The organism is Verrucomicrobiota bacterium (genome assembly GCA_021413925.1).
GTDB lineage: Bacteria > Verrucomicrobiota > Verrucomicrobiia > Chthoniobacterales > UBA6821 > UBA6821.
The window spans coordinates 63,725-79,666 of record JAIOPL010000023.1 but is presented as its reverse complement, the minus strand read 5'-3'; the positions used below and the strand labels follow the sequence as shown (position 1 = coordinate 79,666).

Genomic DNA, 15,942 nt, shown 5'->3' with positions numbered 1-15,942 from the left:
GTCATCTCCCCGGCCTCCTGGCCTTCTTCACCCACCCCATCAGTAACGCCATGGCGGAGGGCTTTAACTCAAAAATCCAAGTCATAAAAAGCTCCGCCAGGGGCTTCCGTAACCCAAAAAACTGGCGAATCGCCATCCTCTACCATATGGGTAAATTACATCTCTCCCCTTATCATCCTCACCTCTCTTCCCAAGCCGTTTGACGAAGAGGCAATTTTTTTGGCCGTAATTCCAATCTATGTTCAGGCCCCGATTCTCTTCTCCACTCCTTGTTGGGCTACTTACCTGTTCTCATTTATTATCGGGAAACCTTCCGGCCCAAGGGCTCACACCCAAGTTCTTGGATCCCACTGAGGAGTTGGACGGAAATGCCAAGAAGAAGCACTCGCGCCTCCAATCCCCCTCTCCAACGCCAACCAGTACTCCCACCCCGTCGCCACATCTCTCATCCCCCGCAGCTCCTCAGGTTGGGGATTTGATAGAGCGAGTAGGGAACGAGATCCAACGCTACTTGCCTACGGGATTATCGGCTGTTTACACAGAGATTGGATCAGATGTTACCTCGGTGATTCAATATCCTAAGCATGTAAGTGGAACTGGTTTTGTGGTCGGCCAGAGTGTCGGGAGTCAGATGTCACATGTTGGTCATGCAGTCGATGTTGTTACCCACAGGGAGTTGGAGCTGATTAATGGCTTTGAAAAAAAGTTGGCTGATTGGGGTTTGGTATTCGGAGGAGACTGGCAGGGGAACTATTACGGCAGTGTTGCTGGGGGATACCGAAGAGGCGGCGCCTTTGATGAGCAAATCAAACTAGCCTTTATTTACGACTTCGGAAAGAAGCTCCACCTCAAGGGACTCAAGGCGTATTCTAACTACCGCTATAGGGATGGGGATGACATCAATAACATTAGCGGAGCAGCCAATGGATTCGGCCCCTCAAATATTCAGAGCGGTAAGGAACTCCGACTCATGGCTCAGTATTTGGAATACACGACGGAGAATGGTGCCTTCATGATCAATGCCGGATGGATGAATCCCTATGACTTCTTTCTCCAACAGCCTCTTTCCAAGTTCTTCCAGAATAATCAGATCGCCAGCGCAAAGGGGATTGGTGGTAATAGTGGCGGAGGTGCTCGGGAGACATTTGTGGGTGATCCCGCATACAACAATAATGTCGCAGCCAAGATCCCTTGGAGTAGCACTTACGATGCATGGGGAGGCACGCTCCGTATCAAGCCGACTAAATCAATCTATGCTATCAGTGGACTTTACCTAGCGATTCCTAATGCTGCCGGCGCCGTTCAGGGCGTCTACACCCCGACCCAAGTGGCTCCCTACACCTCCGTGCCAAGGAATCAGTTGGGTAAACCAAATCCAAGCTCACGAGGCACAGTAAATAATAACGGACTTTCTAGCTTTGGGGGAGCAGGTTGGAATGCTGTCGGCGAGGATCAGCCTAATGGGAATAACGGAAATCCCAATGGATTCTATTCCTGCACAGAGTTCGGATGGGAGCCCAAGCTGGGTAGGGACAAACTCGAGGGGAAATATGCTTTTGGAATGATCTGGTGGGGTATCCAGGATGAGAATTTCCTGCCGGTTGTCCAGACAGGGAGTGGATCCAAGGCCAAGGCTGTCAATGCCGGTTCCTTCAATATGGGCTCTTGGGCCTGGTATTTTCAGGCCGATCAGATGCTCTATCGCGTTAGGGAGTCGACCGCTCCAAGCGATAACAAAAATCCATCCCCAGCCAGGAATCTTTCCAAAAAAGGGCTCTATATGTTCAATGCGTGGAGCTTCTCACCCAGTCGGTACAGCCTACTCGATTTTTACTATCAGACCGGACTAGTTTACCAAGGATTGATCCCTGGACGGCCCGACGACCGACTCGGTATCGCCCTTGGTTCGGCATGGTTCAGTTCCGATGCCGCATCAGCTTACAGCCAGACATACCAGATTCAGACTGCTGCAGCCATTGCAGGAGGCAAGACGGTGTATCCCGCCCAACCACAGCCGACATGGGGAGGTGTGCTAGAAGTCGATTACCAGTGCATGCTCACCAAGTGGATCTCGGTAAAGCCGTTCGCGGAGTTCATCATGAATCCCCAGCAGAACGGCACCTTGGGTAATGTCTTTGTCCTTGGAACCCAGGCCGCGGTAAGATTCTGACCTCTCCTCCTTTTGAGAGGTGACCCCCCTGGGGCAACCTGCCTAGACTTGGCTTTGTGCACGAGTTTCTCCAGCAGTTGATTAACGGCCTTTCTCTCGGGGCAATCTACGCTCTGATCGCTCTCGGTTACAGCATGGTCTACGGCTTGCTGAAGTTCATCAACTTCGCCCACGGGGATGTCCTGATGATCGGGGCCTTTGCTGGATTTTACGCCACGCCAGTTGCGCGTCATCTTTTCCCCCATCCTTGGATGACCACCACCGCGGTGCTCATCTGGGCCATGATCGTCTGCGCCCTGCTTGGCGTCATCATCGAGCGCTTGGCTTACCGGCCCCTGCGCAATCAGCCCAAGTTGGCCGTGCTGATCACCTCGATCGGCGTATCACTCCTCCTCTCTTATGGAGGGCAAATTCTCTTCGGTGTGAATCAGAAGGCGTTTCCGGATCTTCTGCCTCCGATCCGCATTGCGCTGGGGGAGGGGGTCACGATTTCTGGCAACCATCTACTGGTGATTGCCGTGACGCTGGTGCTTCTTGTGACCCTTCGTGAGATTGTGCTGCGGAGCCGCTTCGGCCTCGCCCTTAGAGCCCTCTCTCAGAATCGTGATGCGGCAGCCCTCATGGGGGTGAACAGCAATGCGGTGATCTCTCTGACCTTTGCCGTGGGTTCGGCTTTGGCCGGTGCTGCCGGCGTACTCTACGCCATGAATATTCATTCGATCGAACCGCTCATGGGAACGCAGCCAGGCATCAAGGCCTTTGTGGCGGCCGTTCTGGGCGGGATTGGAAGTCTGCCTGGAGCTGCTGTGGGAGGCCTCCTGCTTGGCCTGAGCGAGTGTTTGCTAGGGGGCTCTTTTCTCTCCTCTTACCGGGATGCGATCGCCTTCGGCATCCTGATCGTGATTCTGCTGATAAGGCCTTCGGGACTCTTTGGGAGTTCGGCGGCCGAGAAAGTGTAATGAGAAAGCACAGGGATGAAGGGGATGAAAGTGATGGGATTGAAATCCTGCTAAGTGGCATGATCGCGTGCATCAAACTAAGGCATTATCCGAGTTCATGAGAGCCCATCAGGGGGATAGGACGGAGCAATCTTGGGAAAAACATTTAGAAACTCAGTTCTGAATATTGCTGCAGTCTTATCCCCTTCATCCCCTTTATCCTTGTGAGTCTTTCCCGAGTACCTCGAGGTAACGGCGGGAGATGGGATCCGGATTTCCTGGGTTGAAACTCTCGATCCTCATCTGCTTGAGCATCCAGAGGCCGTCGATCTTCTGCGCGGAGACGATTTCAAACCGGCGCAGGAGAAGGCCTTTCTTGTCATAGCCTTCGATGCGCAGGATGGCGCCGGAATCTTTGTCGATCCAGACACGGGCGACGCCATACGCTTCTTCGCCTGGGGGTGCCTGAAGATCGATCTTCCATGCTGGTCGGGTCTTGATGGTATCTTCTCCCTGCAGGACAGGACGGGGCCAGTAGAGAAATCCCAAGGAGAGATCCTGATAGGTGACACCGGTGTCCCTGATGACATCGTTGAGATGGGAGCCGCTGATGGTCTGCGACACCCCGTTCTTTTTCTCCAGAAGTCTGGTGTTTCCGGGTTCGAGTTTGAGCAGGAGGATTTGTTCCGGTTCCTTGAACTCGTAGGTGATCACATGGTCTTTGAGGCCAATACGCAACAGTGTCGGCTTCTCCTCGCCCCGGATCTGAGCCCGCAGGGAAGCAGGTCTTGCCGTTGGGCTCATTCGAGCAGCCATAAGGATCTCCTCAGCCGCTTGTGCGTGAACAAGTGTGGGAATAATTTCCATCAAGAGCAGGAGAAGAAAGAAGTTGAAAAATGAAAATCGCATCGGTTCACGATATCGGTCTGACCCGATGAAGATCAACGGAGGAGTGCTCAGTGAAAACCCGCGAGGAATGGATTGGCGTGATGATTGGCGTCGAACTCCATGTCACGATAAGATGTTTGCATGAGCATGCCGCCACGCCCTCTTCCCCTAGTGATTTATGATGGGGAATGCGGCTTTTGCACTGCTTCGATGCGGCGTTGGATCATTGCTGGGATTGGCCGTCTGGAGTTTTCAGCCGTGCAGGACGGAGAGGGGGAGGCTTATGGGTTTCCCCCAGACCGACCGATGGGAGCAGTTCACCTGATCGAGGTGGATGGGCGGATAAGGCGGGGTGCCGAGGCTGTCTTCAGAATGATGGCGCTCTGCGGTAGTTTGGCGGGCAACGTGGCGTGGAGAATGTATCAGCGTGTGACAGTTTTTCGCATTCTCAGCGACTGGGGCTACCGGCGGGTGGCAGAACGTCGGGCGGCGCTCTCAAAAATAATATGCCTACGGCCGAATCGTCCGGAGAAATGACAGTGCAGGACGCCAGCATTCATTCCTGATAAAGCTAGATATTATGGGCCTCCAGTGACCGGCAGGGTGATGTCAGAGTCCTTCTGGGTGCCGTTTGTAATGCTGAGGTGGAGCACGAAAATGGAAAGGAAATCCTACACCAAGAGCTCGCAGGTGAAACGGGCGGTTGCTATGGCTCGACGCTCCCGATGAAAATATCTGTGACGAAATGATAAAATCTTCTTGCAGATTCACGTGGTTTCCCTACTTTCCCACCTCCCGACTTCTTCGGAGTTCCTAAAGACTCTGTGGTGACGCGGACCAGTTCCTTTACAAACACGGGGATGGTTTTGCTGAACGGCAATCGAAGAAGCATTGGGATCACTCATTTTTAACAATGCCAACCATCAACCAACTCGTCCGTAAGGGCCGCGAACAGGTCAAGGTGAAATCCAAATCACCTGCGCTCGTGAATTGTCCCCAGCGTCGTGGCGTCTGCGTGCAGGTGATGACCCGAACTCCCAAGAAGCCGAACTCAGCGCTTCGCAAGGTTGCCAAGGTTCGCCTCACCAACGGCCAGGAAGTGATCGCCTACATCGGCGGTGAGGGACATAACCTTCAGGAGCACTCCATCGTGCTCGTTCGCGGAGGCCGTGTGAAGGATCTCCCCGGTGTCCGGTATCATATCGTTCGCGGCAGTCTTGATTGCCTTGGCGTTGATGGTCGCCGTCGTGGACGCTCCAAGTACGGAGCCAAGCGCCCCAAGCCAGGTGAAGAGGCCAAGGCCGTTAAGAAGAAGAAGTAATCCAGACCAACACTCCAACTTTTCTTTATCATGTCCCGCCGCAAACGCGTCATCACTAAAGAGGTCAAGCGTGACCTCCGCTATGCCAGTCCGCTGGTTGCCCGCCTTATCACCACCGTCATGCGCGGAGGCAAACGCTCCCTTGCGGAACGTATTGTTTACACAGCAATCGAGAGCACCCGTGATGGAACCGAGGCGGTTGATCCGCTGGATGTTCTCCAGAAGGCCATGGACAACGCCCGCCCTCGTCTTGAGGTGAAGAGCCGCCGCGTCGGCGGAGCCACTTACCAGGTTCCGATGGAAGTTCCGGCTGATCGCCAACTCGCCCTTGCGATGCGCTGGATCGTTGGTTTTGCAAGCAAGCGCAAGAGCGTCCCAATGTCGAAGGCCCTTGCCTCTGAGCTCAAGGAAGCCGCCGCTAATCAGGGTGCCGCTATTAAGAAGCGGGACGATCTTCACAAGATGGCCCAGGCCAACCGCGCCTTCGCTCACTTCCGCTGGTAGTCCCAGTATTTTTGTTCTTTATCCAATCACCGCAATGAGCACCGAAACAGCCAATCCGAACTCCCCGGATCGTGCCTTCCCGCTGGAGCGCACCCGCAATATCGGGATCTGCGCACACATCGATGCCGGCAAGACGACATTGACCGAGCGCGTTCTTTTCTACACCGGCATGATCCACAAGATCGGCGAAGTGCACGAGGGGACAACTGCCACCGATTGGATGGAGCAGGAGCGCGAGCGCGGTATCACGATCACCTCCGCCGCTACGACTTGCAGCTGGAACCAGATCAAGCAGGAAGGTGTTGTGAAGCTGTTCGACGACATCAAGATGCGCGTCAATATCATCGACACGCCGGGCCACGTGGATTTCACGGCCGAGGTGGAGCGTTCGTTGCGCGTGCTTGACGGTGCCATCGCGGTGTTCTGCGGAGTTGCGGGTGTTCAGCCCCAGTCCGAGACTGTCTGGCGCCAGGCCAACAAGTACAATGTTCCCCGCATCGCTTTCGTCAACAAGATGGACCGCACGGGTGCAAATTTTGCAAATGCCGTCAACGACATGCGCAACAAACTGGGTGCCAATGCCTGGCCGATCCTTATTCCGATCGGTGCCGAGGATCATCTCCAGGGCCAGATCGACGTGGTGAACCAAAAAGCCGTTATCTACGCTGATGACGCTAGCATGGGTTCTAACTACACGATCACCGAGATCCCTGCAGAACTGAAGGATCTAGCCGAGTCGGCCTACGAGGACCTGGTTTCCCAGATGACCGACCTCGACGAGGAAGTCGGAACGCTTTTCCTTGAAGAGAAACCAGTCACCAAGGAGATCCTTAAGAGGGCTATCCGTCGTCAGACGACGGCCAACAGGTTTGTGCCTGTTGCCGGGGGATCGGCCTTCAAGAACAAGGGTGTCCAGTACCTCCTCGATGCCGTTGTCGATTATCTTCCGAGTCCGATCGACATCCCTCCCGCCAAGGGAATGGATCCTGATAATGGCAAGGATAAGTTTGCCGTCACTGATGACAACGCCCCCTTCTGCTCACTCGCCTTTAAGCTTTGGAGTGATCCATTCGTAGGTAAGCTTGTTTTCTTCCGCGTGTACTCAGGCAAGTTGAGTAAAGGCGACACGGTTCTCAACCCACGCACCGGCAAGCGCGAGCGCATCAGCCGTCTCATACAGATCCAGGCTGACAAGCGCGAAGATATCGACACCTGCTACTCCGGCGATATTGCCGCCATTGTCGGCATCCGCAATATCACGACAGGTGACACTCTGTGCACCGAGGATGAGCCGATTGCCCTTGAGCCTCCCTCCTTCCCTGATCCCGTCATTTCGATGTCCATCGAGCCTAAGACCAAGGCCGACCAGGAGAAGATGGGCACTGCTCTTCAGCGTCTTTCCGAAGAGGATCCAACCTTCCGCGTCTTCACCGATGAGGAGACCGGTCAGACCATCATCGCTGGTATGGGTGAGCTGCATCTCGAGATCATCCGCGACCGCATGCTGCGTGAGTTCAAGGTCGAGGCTAATTCTGGAAAACCCCAAATCGCTTACAAAGAGACGATTCTCAACTCGGCAGGCGGCGAGGGTAAACTCGTAAAGCAGTCGGGTGGACGCGGTCAATACGGCCATGTGGTCATCAAGGTCGCCCCGAATGAAAAGGGCAAGGGCGTGACGATCGAGAACAAGACCGTCGGTGGTTCCATTCCGAAAGACTTCATCCCCGCAGTCATCAAGGGCCTCAACGAGGCCGCACTGAACGGCATAGTCGGCGGCTACCCTGTGATCGATATCCATGTCGAGATTGTGGACGGATCGTACCATGACGTGGATTCCAACGAAATGGCCTTCAAGATGGCGGCTATCTTCGCGCTCAAGGATGGTCTCAAGAACGCCAAGTCGATCCTCCTCGAACCGATCATGAAGGTAGAGGCCGTGACTCCCGAGGAGTATCAGGGCGACATCATGGGTGATCTTAACCGTCGCCGCGGAAAGATCATGTCGATCGAGACCAAGACGATCGTCACCAGCGTCAACGCAGAAGTTCCACTGTCCGAAATGTTCGGGTACGCAACTTCCATCCGCTCACTCTCCAAGGGACGCGCTTCCTACTCCATGGAGCCATCACACTTCGAACAGGTCCCGGCCCAAGTATTGGCCGCGGTTCTCGACCAGAAAAACTAACCAACCAAGACTATGGCCGCAGGACAACGCATCCGAATCAGACTCAAAGGCTTCGATTTTCGCCTTCTAGACATCTCGGCACTCGAGATTGTCGAGACCGCCAAGCGCACGGGATCGAAGGTGACGGGTCCAATCCCACTTCCGACCCGAATCGAGAAGTTCACAGTGAACCGCTCTCCACACGTCGATAAGAAGTCGATGGATCAGTTCGAGATCCGCACACACAAGCGCCTTCTCGATATCCTCGAACCGACCGCCAAGACAGTCGATGAGCTCCGCAAGCTCAATCTTCCTGCAGGCGTCGACATCACCATCAAGATCTGACCCCCTTTCCAAACTTAACCATCCGTACAATGAGCATCGGCGTTCTCGGCAAGAAAATCGGCATGACCCGTGTCTATGACACCAAGGGTCGCATCCGCCCCGTCACGGTCATCGAGGCCGGTGGTAACCGTATCCTCCAAGTAAAGAGCAAGGAGAAGGACGGTTATTCCTCCGTCCAGGTCGGTTATGGCGACCAGAAGGAACAGCGCGTTCCTAAGGCCCAGAAAGGACATTTTGCAAAGACCTCCTCGACACCAAAGCGCTTCATCCGCGAGTTCCGAGTCAAGGACGGAGAGGCTCTTCCAGAGTCTGTCGATCTTCCCGTCACGACTTTCAAGGATGGCCAGTATGTGGATGTCATCAGCACCTCCAAGGGCAAAGGCTTTCAGGGTGTTGTCAGGCGTTTCAGATTCGCAGGCCAGCCCGAGACCCATGGCTCCATGATGCACCGCCGTAACGGCGCCATCGGTAACCGTCTCACTCCCGGTCGTGTCTGGAAGAACATGGGTATGCCCGGTCACATGGGTGATGAGCGCGTCACCATGCAGAATCTCGAGATCGTCCAGGTGCGTGAAGCGGATGGTGTTATTCTTGTCAGTGGATGCATTCCAGGTGCCAAGGGAACCTACGTCGTGGTTCGCCCCTCCAAGAAGAAGAAATCCTCAAAAGCAGCAGAGTAATCCATGAGCGCCACTATCCTCACAGTCGACGCGGCCAAGCAGGCCCAGATCGATATCATTACTGACGGCAAGGGAACCCAGGCCGTCCACGATGTGGTCGTCGCCATGCGCGCCAATCGCCGCAGCGGTACCGCTTCCGTCAAGACCAAGGCTACCGTCAATCTATCCGGCAAGAAGCCTTGGAAGCAAAAGGGCACCGGCCGAGCTCGTGCCGGTTATGCCAGTTCGCCCGTCTGGGTTGGCGGCGGTGTTGTCCATGGACCTGAGCCCCTTTTTGTAAAAGGAGTTTTTGTCAATCGCTACGCAAAGAAGACCCCGAAGGCGGTCAAGAAGCTCGCCTTCCGCAAGGCCCTTAGCTCCCGCATCCTTTCCGGTGACGTTCTCTTGGTTGATTCCTTCGAAGTGAAGGAGCCAAAGACCAAGGCATTTGTTACGCAGGTCAAGGTACTTGCTGGCGATGTCCGCCGGACGCTCGTTATCGCACTTTCCTTCAACGACATGACCTTCCTAGCCGGCCGCAATGTCTCCAAAGACTTGCTAATGACCGCAGCTGAGGTCAACACGGAGAACATTCTCGCTTTCGACAAGATCATCATCACCAAGGATGCCCTCGAGGCACTTGGAAACCGCCTCCAAGGCTAACGTCATGAAAGAAGCACACGACATCATCAAGAGCATCCTCGTGACGGAGAAGGCCAGCCTTCTTTCCGAGAAGCTTAACAAGTACGTTTTCCGCGTTGCTCCCGCAGCGAACAAGATCGAGATCAAGCACGCGATTGAGACCCTTTTCAAAAAGAAGGTCCGCTCGGTGAACACCGCTCAGGTCGAGGGAAAAAAGAAGCGTGAGCGCAAGGCCGATTTTGGCCGCCGTGCCCACTGGAAAAAGGCCGTCGTCACTCTTGCCCAAGGCGAGAAGATCGACATCGCGTAACCGATAGCCGAAGCCCTCATTACCCCATACGACCATGGCACTGAAAACTTTCCGACCGCTGACTCCTTCGCAACGCTTCATGGCATTGCCTTCCTTCGAGGAGATCACCAAGAGCAAGCCCGAGAAATCACTTACCGAGAGCAAGAAGCGCACTGGTGGCCGTAATAACAACGGTCGTAAGACCGCCCGTCATCGTGGCGGTGGTCACAAGCGCAGGATCCGTATCATTGACTTCAAGCGCCTTCGCCGCGACGCGATTGCTGAAGTGATGGCCGTGGAATACGATCCGAACCGTACAGCCCGTCTCGCCCTTATCCAGTATCCAGACGGAGAGAAGGCTTATATCCTCCATCCGGCAGGACTTGTGGTGGGTGCCAAGGTTTCAGCAGGCGTCAATGCCGAGCCTAATGTCGGCAATGCCCTTCCTCTCAAGGCTATCCCTCTTGGTCTAGCCATCCACAATGTGGAACTGATTCCAGGCAAGGGTGGACAGATCGTACGCAGCGCCGGTTCCCAGGCTATTCTGAGCAACCGTGAAGGCGGATATGCACTCATTAAGATGGCCTCCGGAGAACTTCGCCGGATCAACGAAGAGTGCTACGCCACCATCGGTCAGGTCGGCAATATAGAGCACATGAATGTTGTCAGTGGAAAGGCCGGACGCTCCCGCTGGCTTGGTATCCGCCCGCAGACACGCGGTATGGCAATGAACCCGGTCGATCACCCGATGGGTGGCGGTCAGGGCAAGAGCAAGGGCGGTGGCGGACGCCATCATCCGATGAGCCCATGGGGACAGCTTTCCAAGGGATTCAAGACCCGCAACAAACACAAGCAGAGCGACACCTTTATCGTCCAGCGCCGCAAAAAGAAATAATCTCCTATGTCACGCTCACTCAAAAAAGGCCCGTTCGTGGAGTGGAAACTCCTCGAGAAGATCGACAAACTCAACGAAGGCAATGTCAAGAAGCCTATCAAGACCTGGTCTCGCCGTTCCACGGTGACTCCCGACTTCGTCGGACATACTTTCAACGTTCACAACGGGCGCTCCTTCATTCCGGTTTTTGTCACAGAGAACATGGTCGGTCACAAGCTCGGCGAGTTCTCCCCGACCCGCATCTTCAAGAAGCACGGTTCACACACTGCCAAGGTCACCAAATAACAATTTTATTCCCATCAACCTGATGTCCGCCATTCACCATTCCTGCCAATTGTCCGCTGTGACAGCCGTTGCCCTTCTCGGGCTTCCGGTTGCCGCCGCGCTTGCGCAGAATTTGAACGCGAACGGCGGTGGATCTTCCGATGCACTTCGCGAGAAGCTCATCCTTTCTGAGGCTTCTATCAAGGGGCTCACGGAGAGTCTGGCGATTGCCAATGGAGAGTCCGAACTCTTTAAGCGGAAGTCCGACGAGCTGAACGAGCGCATCGAGGCTCTGGGAATCGCTCCTGCCGACAAGGAGATAGAAAACCTTCGCACGCGCCTTCTGGCCGCTGTCCGCGACATGCGCCTTCTTCAGAAGCAGAATGATGCTTCGCGGGACCAGTTGAGCGCTATGACCGAATCGGTTATGGAACTGCTCAAGAGCTCCGAAGGCATTGACCCAATGGCCCGCATGAAGGTCGAGGAAGTGCTCCGATCCAGCTCCGCTTTCCTTAACCGCCAGAAGGATCTTCTAGCAACATCAGGAGCTGATCTTACAACCGGGACTGTTGTGGACGTGAAGCCCGATCTTTCCCTAGTCGTCGCAAATCTGGGTTCCCGCCAGGGAGTCAAGACTGGCATGCCTTTCCAAGTATGGCGCGGCACTCGCCAGGTCGCCTCCGTCCGCGTCGTGGATGTCCGCGACGCGATCAGCGGTGCCATTGTTCAGAATATTGTCAATCCCGCCGAGTCCGTGAGGTCAGGCGACACACTCCGTATCGACACCACACGCTAATTACTCATGCAAGTCATCGCCACCCACCGCTACGCGAAAATATCAGCCTTCAAGGCACGCGAGGTCACCCGTGAAATCCAGGGTCTTCCAGCCATTGATGCCCTTCAGCAACTTGCATTCATTCCGAAGAAAGCAGCGCCCCTGATCGCCAAGACTCTCAAGAGTGCGATCGCCAACGCTGAGCACAACAACAATATCCGTCCCGAACTCCTTGTGATCAAGGAGGCTGTCATCGGCGAGGCTCCGACCATCAAGCGCATGCGCCCGAAGGCTCGTGGCAGTTCCGGCCCGGTCCGTAAGCGTAACAGCCATATCCGTATCGTCTTGACTGATGAGGTGCCGATCGTTCGCCGTGCTGATAAGCCTAAGTCTACTCGCTCTTCCAAGTCCTCAGACAAACCAAAAGTCATGAATGAAGCCGCATCTTCTGCTCCAGTAGTTGAGGTGGTCACTGAGACTGTCGAAATCAAAGACTAAAAAGAGAAGCCAATCACCTTATAACGCACACTTACTATGGGACAAAAAGTCAACCCCATCGGCTTCCGCCTTCCGATCACCCGGGACTGGACCTCGCGCTGGTACGCGACGGAAAAAGAATTCGCCGATTTCCTTTACGCCGATCAATTGATCCGCGGATGGCTCAAGAAAAAGCTCAAGACCGCAGCGGTTTCCCGCATCGTCATCGAGCGAGCCTGGAACAGCGTCCGTGTCACCATTTTCACCGCCCGTCCCGGCATCGTGATCGGCCGTAAGGGTTCCGAGATCGAGACGATGACCAAGAAGGTTTCTGATTTAGCAGGTGGCAAGCAGGCCAAAATCGACATCATCGAGATCAAGCAGCCCGAAATTGACGCCCAACTCGTTGCCGAAAGCGTCGCCGGTCAGCTTGAGCGCCGCATCGGGTTCCGCCGCGCCATGAAAAAGTCGATGCAGATCGCCATGGACATGGGAGCAGATGGTATCAAGATCCGCGCAAGCGGACGTCTCGGCGGCGCCGAAATCGCACGCACAGAAGTTGTTCGCGCCGGAACCATTCCTCTTCACACTCTCCGCAAAACCATCGACTACGGTTTTGCCGAAGCTGACACACTTGCCGGAAAAGTCGGCGTGAAGTGCTGGATCTGCAAAAAGCCCGAAAAACTAGCAGAACCACGCGCCGCTGCCCCGTCATCCGCCGTTTCCGCACCCGCGACAGTGGAGGCGGTCGCCTAAACTATCACAGGAATTTTTTAAAGGAGAGAAGCCATGCCCTTACTGCCAAAAAGAGTCAAGTATCGCAAGACCCAGCGGGGAAGCCGCAAGGGAACAGCCTCACGTAATATCAATATTGATTTTGGTGAATTCGGCCTCCAGACACTGGATCGTGCTTGGATCACCAACACCCAGATCGAAGCAGCACGTGTAGCGCTTACCCGTAACATGAAGCGCAAGGGCAAGCTCTGGATTCGTATCTTCCCTGATAAATCGGTGACCGCCCGTCCTCCCGAGACACGAATGGGTAAGGGAAAAGGACAGCCTGAATATTGGGTTGCCACAGTACGCCCAGGCAACATCTTGTTTGAGCTCGACGGAGTCTCGGAGACTGTGGCCCGCGAATCCCTTCGCCTAGCCGCTAACAAGCTTCCGATCCGGACGAAGTTCATCACCCGTCACCACGCCGCCTAATTTTCAGGCAAACGATCACAGGAACCGAATATGACTCTTGACGAAATCCGCGAATTGACGCCTACTGAACTCTCATCCCGTAAAAAGGAACTGCGACAGGAGATCTTCCATCTACGCTTGCAGCAGCAAGCCGGTCAGCTGGAAAAGCCCCATCTCCTGACCACGCTGCGCCGCGAGATCGCTCGGCTTGAAACCGTGCTAACCGCAAAAACCAAGGCAACCCAGGCGCTCTAAGCACAACAGGCCACCGCTCCGATGAACGAAACAGCTACCATACCAACTTCTACGTCACCCGCTGACGAGTCCCGCTCACTTCGCAAAACCCGTGTCGGGGAAGTGATCTCCGACAAGATGGACAAGACCATCGTGGTCAAGACGATCACTCGTGTTCCTCACCCGCTTTTTGGCAAAATCATCAAGCAGGTTAAGAAGTTCCACGTTCATGACGAAAAGAACGAAGCCAAGATCGGAGACCGCGTCTCTATCATGGAGACCCGCCCTCTTAGCCGCCTCAAGCGCTGGCGCTTGGTCGAGGTGATCCGTCACTAATCGTCGTCTAGAATCACTCACTTTCAGGAACTACAACCATGATCCAACTCCGCTCCCGTCTCGATGTCGCCGATAACACCGGTGCCCGCATGGCCACCATGATCGGTGTCATCGGCAAGAGGACACTCGTTGCCCGCATCGGCGATATCATTACCGCCAACGTCAAGGAGGCCTCCACAGGTGGTGCCGTAAAAAAGGGCGATGTGGTACGTGCCGTTGTCGTCCGTACTCGCCAGCCCGTTCGCCGCGAGGATGGTTCTTACCTACGTTTTGACAGTAACGCCATTGTCATCATTGACAAGGACAAGAACCCGCGTGGCACCCGCATCTTCGGACCGGTCGCCCGCGAACTCCGTGAAAAGAATTTCATGAAGATCGTCTCCCTGGCCCCCGAGGTCCTCTAATTTCCAAGACAATGCCTGCTATCCCGCTTATTAAAACCCATGTCCATGCAGGTGACCTCGTGAAGGTCATCTCCGGGAACCACCGTGGCTCCGAGGGTAAGATCCTCCAGGTCAATCGTACCAAACATCAGGTCGTGATTGAAGGTGTTCGCATGATCAAGAAGCATGTGAAGCGCTCCCAAGAGCAGCCGAACGGCGCTATCATTGAACGCGAAGGCCCTATCAACATTTCGAACGTCAAGCTCCTCGAGAAGGCTGCGAAGACCGTTGCCTCTTCCAAGGCAAAGAACGAGAAAGCTCCCGCAGCAAAGAAGGTTGCCAAAGCCAAGGTTGAGAAGGCGCCAAAAGAACCCAAGGCACCCAAGGCCGAATAACCTGAACTAAGGCCAACTAATAAAAGGATACAGAGACATGTCACTGCCCATTGCCGAACTTCAGAACGAGTACAACACCCGCATCATCCCCGCCCTCAAGGAGAAGCGTGGATACAAGAACGTGCACCAAGTTCCACGCCTTGTGAAGGTTGTCATCAATACCTCCATCGCTTCAGCACCCGACGTCAAGGCCGCTTTGGAAATCGCCAAGGACGAGCTTCAGCTCATCACCGGACAGAAGCCCGTTGAGACCATCGCCAAGAAGGCCATCTCCAACTTCAAGCTGCGCGCCGGTCAGCCAATCGGTGCCAAGGTAACCCTGCGTGGTCGCCTCATGTATGAGTTCCTCGAGCGTCTCATCAAGACGGCTCTTCCTCGTATTCGTGATTTTCGCGGTGTTTCCAACCGTGCTTTTGACGGTAACGGCAACTACACTCTCGGCGTTGCGGATCAGTCCATCTTCCCCGAGGTCGAGCTCGACAAGATCAAACGCAACATCGGCTTCGACATCACCATCGTCACGTCTGCGACAAGCAACGACGAGGCCAAGGCCCTTCTTAGCGAGATGGGCATGCCGTTTGCCGGCCGCAATTCAACCAAGAAGGTCGAAAAGCCCGAGGCTGCATCCGCAGAGACGGCTCCTGAAACCGCTTCCGCCTAATTATCAATGAGTGCACTGACCGATCCCATCGCCGATCTTCTCACCCGTGTCCGCAACGCCGTAAGCGTGCAGAAGGTTGAGTTCTTCGTTCCCTATTCCAAGATCAAGAGCGACATCGTCGCCATCCTCAAGCGCGAGGGTTATATCGAGGAGTACGAACTCGACAACAAGGAGACGCATCCGCGCATCAGGATCCGCCCCCGTTATGTGGGAAAGACTCCTGCGATCGCTGGACTTCGCCGCATCAGCCGCCCCGGACTCCGTCGTTATGTCGGTAGCGAGGACATCCCCCGCGTGCTCGGCGGTCTCGGCATCTCCATTATCTCCACATCACGTGGAGTCATCTCGGGTCATGAGGCCCGCAAGCAGAAAGTCGGTGGAGAACTTCTCGCCTACATCTGGTAACCCGGTAAC

Annotated in this window: 24 protein-coding genes; 23 read left to right on the top strand and 1 reads right to left on the bottom strand. The window is 55.0% G+C overall.

Annotation, left to right across the window (positions count from 1 at the left end; translation table 11 throughout):
• The 3 genes from K8R57_09530 to K8R57_09520 form a co-directional block, all read left to right on the top strand.
• Positions 1-203 (top strand): transposase (locus K8R57_09530; protein ID MCE9588540.1); only part of this gene is annotated, 203 nt, incomplete at its 5' end.
• A 428-nt stretch (positions 204-631) separates the two neighbouring features.
• Positions 632-2,170: a carbohydrate porin gene (locus K8R57_09525; GenBank protein MCE9588539.1), complete on the top strand. Its 1,539-nt coding sequence runs from the start codon at positions 632-634 to the stop codon at positions 2,168-2,170.
• A gap of 56 nt (positions 2,171-2,226) precedes the next feature.
• Positions 2,227-3,129, top strand: a complete 903-nt coding sequence (locus K8R57_09520) for a branched-chain amino acid ABC transporter permease (protein MCE9588538.1) — start codon at positions 2,227-2,229, stop codon at positions 3,127-3,129.
• A gap of 195 nt (positions 3,130-3,324) precedes the next feature.
• Here K8R57_09520 and K8R57_09515 read toward each other — a convergent pair whose 3' ends face one another.
• A complete protein-coding gene (locus tag K8R57_09515) occupies positions 3,325-3,975 on the bottom strand; it encodes an outer membrane lipoprotein-sorting protein (GenBank protein MCE9588537.1) in 651 nt (216 codons plus the stop codon).
• A gap of 162 nt (positions 3,976-4,137) precedes the next feature.
• Between K8R57_09515 and K8R57_09510 the strand changes: the two genes are divergently transcribed.
• From K8R57_09510 to rpsH, 20 genes are all read left to right on the top strand, one after another.
• Positions 4,138-4,533 (top strand): DUF393 domain-containing protein, encoded by a 396-nt coding sequence (locus tag K8R57_09510; protein MCE9588536.1) that lies wholly within the window; start codon positions 4,138-4,140, stop codon positions 4,531-4,533.
• A gap of 376 nt (positions 4,534-4,909) precedes the next feature.
• Positions 4,910-5,317: a 30S ribosomal protein S12 gene (gene rpsL / locus K8R57_09505; protein MCE9588535.1), complete on the top strand. Its 408-nt coding sequence runs from the start codon at positions 4,910-4,912 to the stop codon at positions 5,315-5,317.
• A 30-nt stretch (positions 5,318-5,347) separates the two neighbouring features.
• On the top strand, positions 5,348-5,821 hold the full coding sequence (gene rpsG, locus K8R57_09500) for a 30S ribosomal protein S7 (protein MCE9588534.1): 474 nt from the start codon (positions 5,348-5,350) through the stop codon (positions 5,819-5,821).
• A gap of 34 nt (positions 5,822-5,855) precedes the next feature.
• Positions 5,856-8,006 carry an elongation factor G gene (gene fusA, locus K8R57_09495; GenBank protein ID MCE9588533.1) on the top strand — a complete coding sequence of 717 codons (2,151 nt, stop codon included), beginning with the start codon at positions 5,856-5,858 and terminating at the stop codon, positions 8,004-8,006.
• A 12-nt stretch (positions 8,007-8,018) separates the two neighbouring features.
• Complete coding sequence (gene rpsJ / locus K8R57_09490; protein ID MCE9588532.1) at positions 8,019-8,330, top strand: 30S ribosomal protein S10; 312 nt, start codon at positions 8,019-8,021, stop codon at positions 8,328-8,330.
• Positions 8,331-8,359: 29 nt separating this feature from the next.
• A complete protein-coding gene (rplC, locus tag K8R57_09485; GenBank protein ID MCE9588531.1) occupies positions 8,360-9,010 on the top strand; it encodes a 50S ribosomal protein L3 in 651 nt (216 codons plus the stop codon).
• A 3-nt stretch (positions 9,011-9,013) separates the two neighbouring features.
• Entirely contained in the window at positions 9,014-9,652 is a 639-nt protein-coding gene (gene rplD / locus K8R57_09480; GenBank protein ID MCE9588530.1) for a 50S ribosomal protein L4, read from the top strand.
• Between the two features lie 4 nt (positions 9,653-9,656).
• A complete protein-coding gene (gene rplW / locus K8R57_09475; protein MCE9588529.1) occupies positions 9,657-9,941 on the top strand; it encodes a 50S ribosomal protein L23 in 285 nt (94 codons plus the stop codon).
• Positions 9,942-9,975: 34 nt separating this feature from the next.
• Positions 9,976-10,815, top strand: coding sequence for a 50S ribosomal protein L2 (gene rplB / locus K8R57_09470; GenBank protein MCE9588528.1), 840 nt, complete (start codon positions 9,976-9,978; stop codon positions 10,813-10,815).
• A 6-nt stretch (positions 10,816-10,821) separates the two neighbouring features.
• Positions 10,822-11,100: a 30S ribosomal protein S19 gene (rpsS, locus tag K8R57_09465; protein ID MCE9588527.1), complete on the top strand. Its 279-nt coding sequence runs from the start codon at positions 10,822-10,824 to the stop codon at positions 11,098-11,100.
• A gap of 22 nt (positions 11,101-11,122) precedes the next feature.
• Positions 11,123-11,875, top strand: a complete 753-nt coding sequence (locus K8R57_09460; GenBank protein ID MCE9588526.1) for a hypothetical protein — start codon at positions 11,123-11,125, stop codon at positions 11,873-11,875.
• Positions 11,876-11,881: 6 nt separating this feature from the next.
• Positions 11,882-12,352 (top strand): 50S ribosomal protein L22, encoded by a 471-nt coding sequence (rplV, locus tag K8R57_09455; GenBank protein MCE9588525.1) that lies wholly within the window; start codon positions 11,882-11,884, stop codon positions 12,350-12,352.
• A gap of 36 nt (positions 12,353-12,388) precedes the next feature.
• A complete protein-coding gene (rpsC, locus tag K8R57_09450) occupies positions 12,389-13,087 on the top strand; it encodes a 30S ribosomal protein S3 (protein MCE9588524.1) in 699 nt (232 codons plus the stop codon).
• A gap of 33 nt (positions 13,088-13,120) precedes the next feature.
• Positions 13,121-13,540 carry a 50S ribosomal protein L16 gene (rplP, locus tag K8R57_09445; GenBank protein MCE9588523.1) on the top strand — a complete coding sequence of 140 codons (420 nt, stop codon included), beginning with the start codon at positions 13,121-13,123 and terminating at the stop codon, positions 13,538-13,540.
• Positions 13,541-13,570: 30 nt separating this feature from the next.
• Positions 13,571-13,774 (top strand): 50S ribosomal protein L29, encoded by a 204-nt coding sequence (gene rpmC / locus K8R57_09440; protein ID MCE9588522.1) that lies wholly within the window; start codon positions 13,571-13,573, stop codon positions 13,772-13,774.
• Between the two features lie 21 nt (positions 13,775-13,795).
• Positions 13,796-14,089, top strand: a complete 294-nt coding sequence (gene rpsQ, locus K8R57_09435; protein ID MCE9588521.1) for a 30S ribosomal protein S17 — start codon at positions 13,796-13,798, stop codon at positions 14,087-14,089.
• A 38-nt stretch (positions 14,090-14,127) separates the two neighbouring features.
• Positions 14,128-14,493, top strand: coding sequence for a 50S ribosomal protein L14 (gene rplN, locus K8R57_09430; GenBank protein MCE9588520.1), 366 nt, complete (start codon positions 14,128-14,130; stop codon positions 14,491-14,493).
• 20 nt (positions 14,494-14,513) lie between these two features.
• Positions 14,514-14,867 carry a 50S ribosomal protein L24 gene (locus K8R57_09425; GenBank protein ID MCE9588519.1) on the top strand — a complete coding sequence of 118 codons (354 nt, stop codon included), beginning with the start codon at positions 14,514-14,516 and terminating at the stop codon, positions 14,865-14,867.
• A gap of 49 nt (positions 14,868-14,916) precedes the next feature.
• Positions 14,917-15,528, top strand: a complete 612-nt coding sequence (rplE, locus tag K8R57_09420) for a 50S ribosomal protein L5 (protein MCE9588518.1) — start codon at positions 14,917-14,919, stop codon at positions 15,526-15,528.
• 6 nt (positions 15,529-15,534) lie between these two features.
• Positions 15,535-15,933: a 30S ribosomal protein S8 gene (gene rpsH, locus K8R57_09415; protein ID MCE9588517.1), complete on the top strand. Its 399-nt coding sequence runs from the start codon at positions 15,535-15,537 to the stop codon at positions 15,931-15,933.
• The last annotated feature ends 9 nt before the right edge of the window (positions 15,934-15,942 follow it).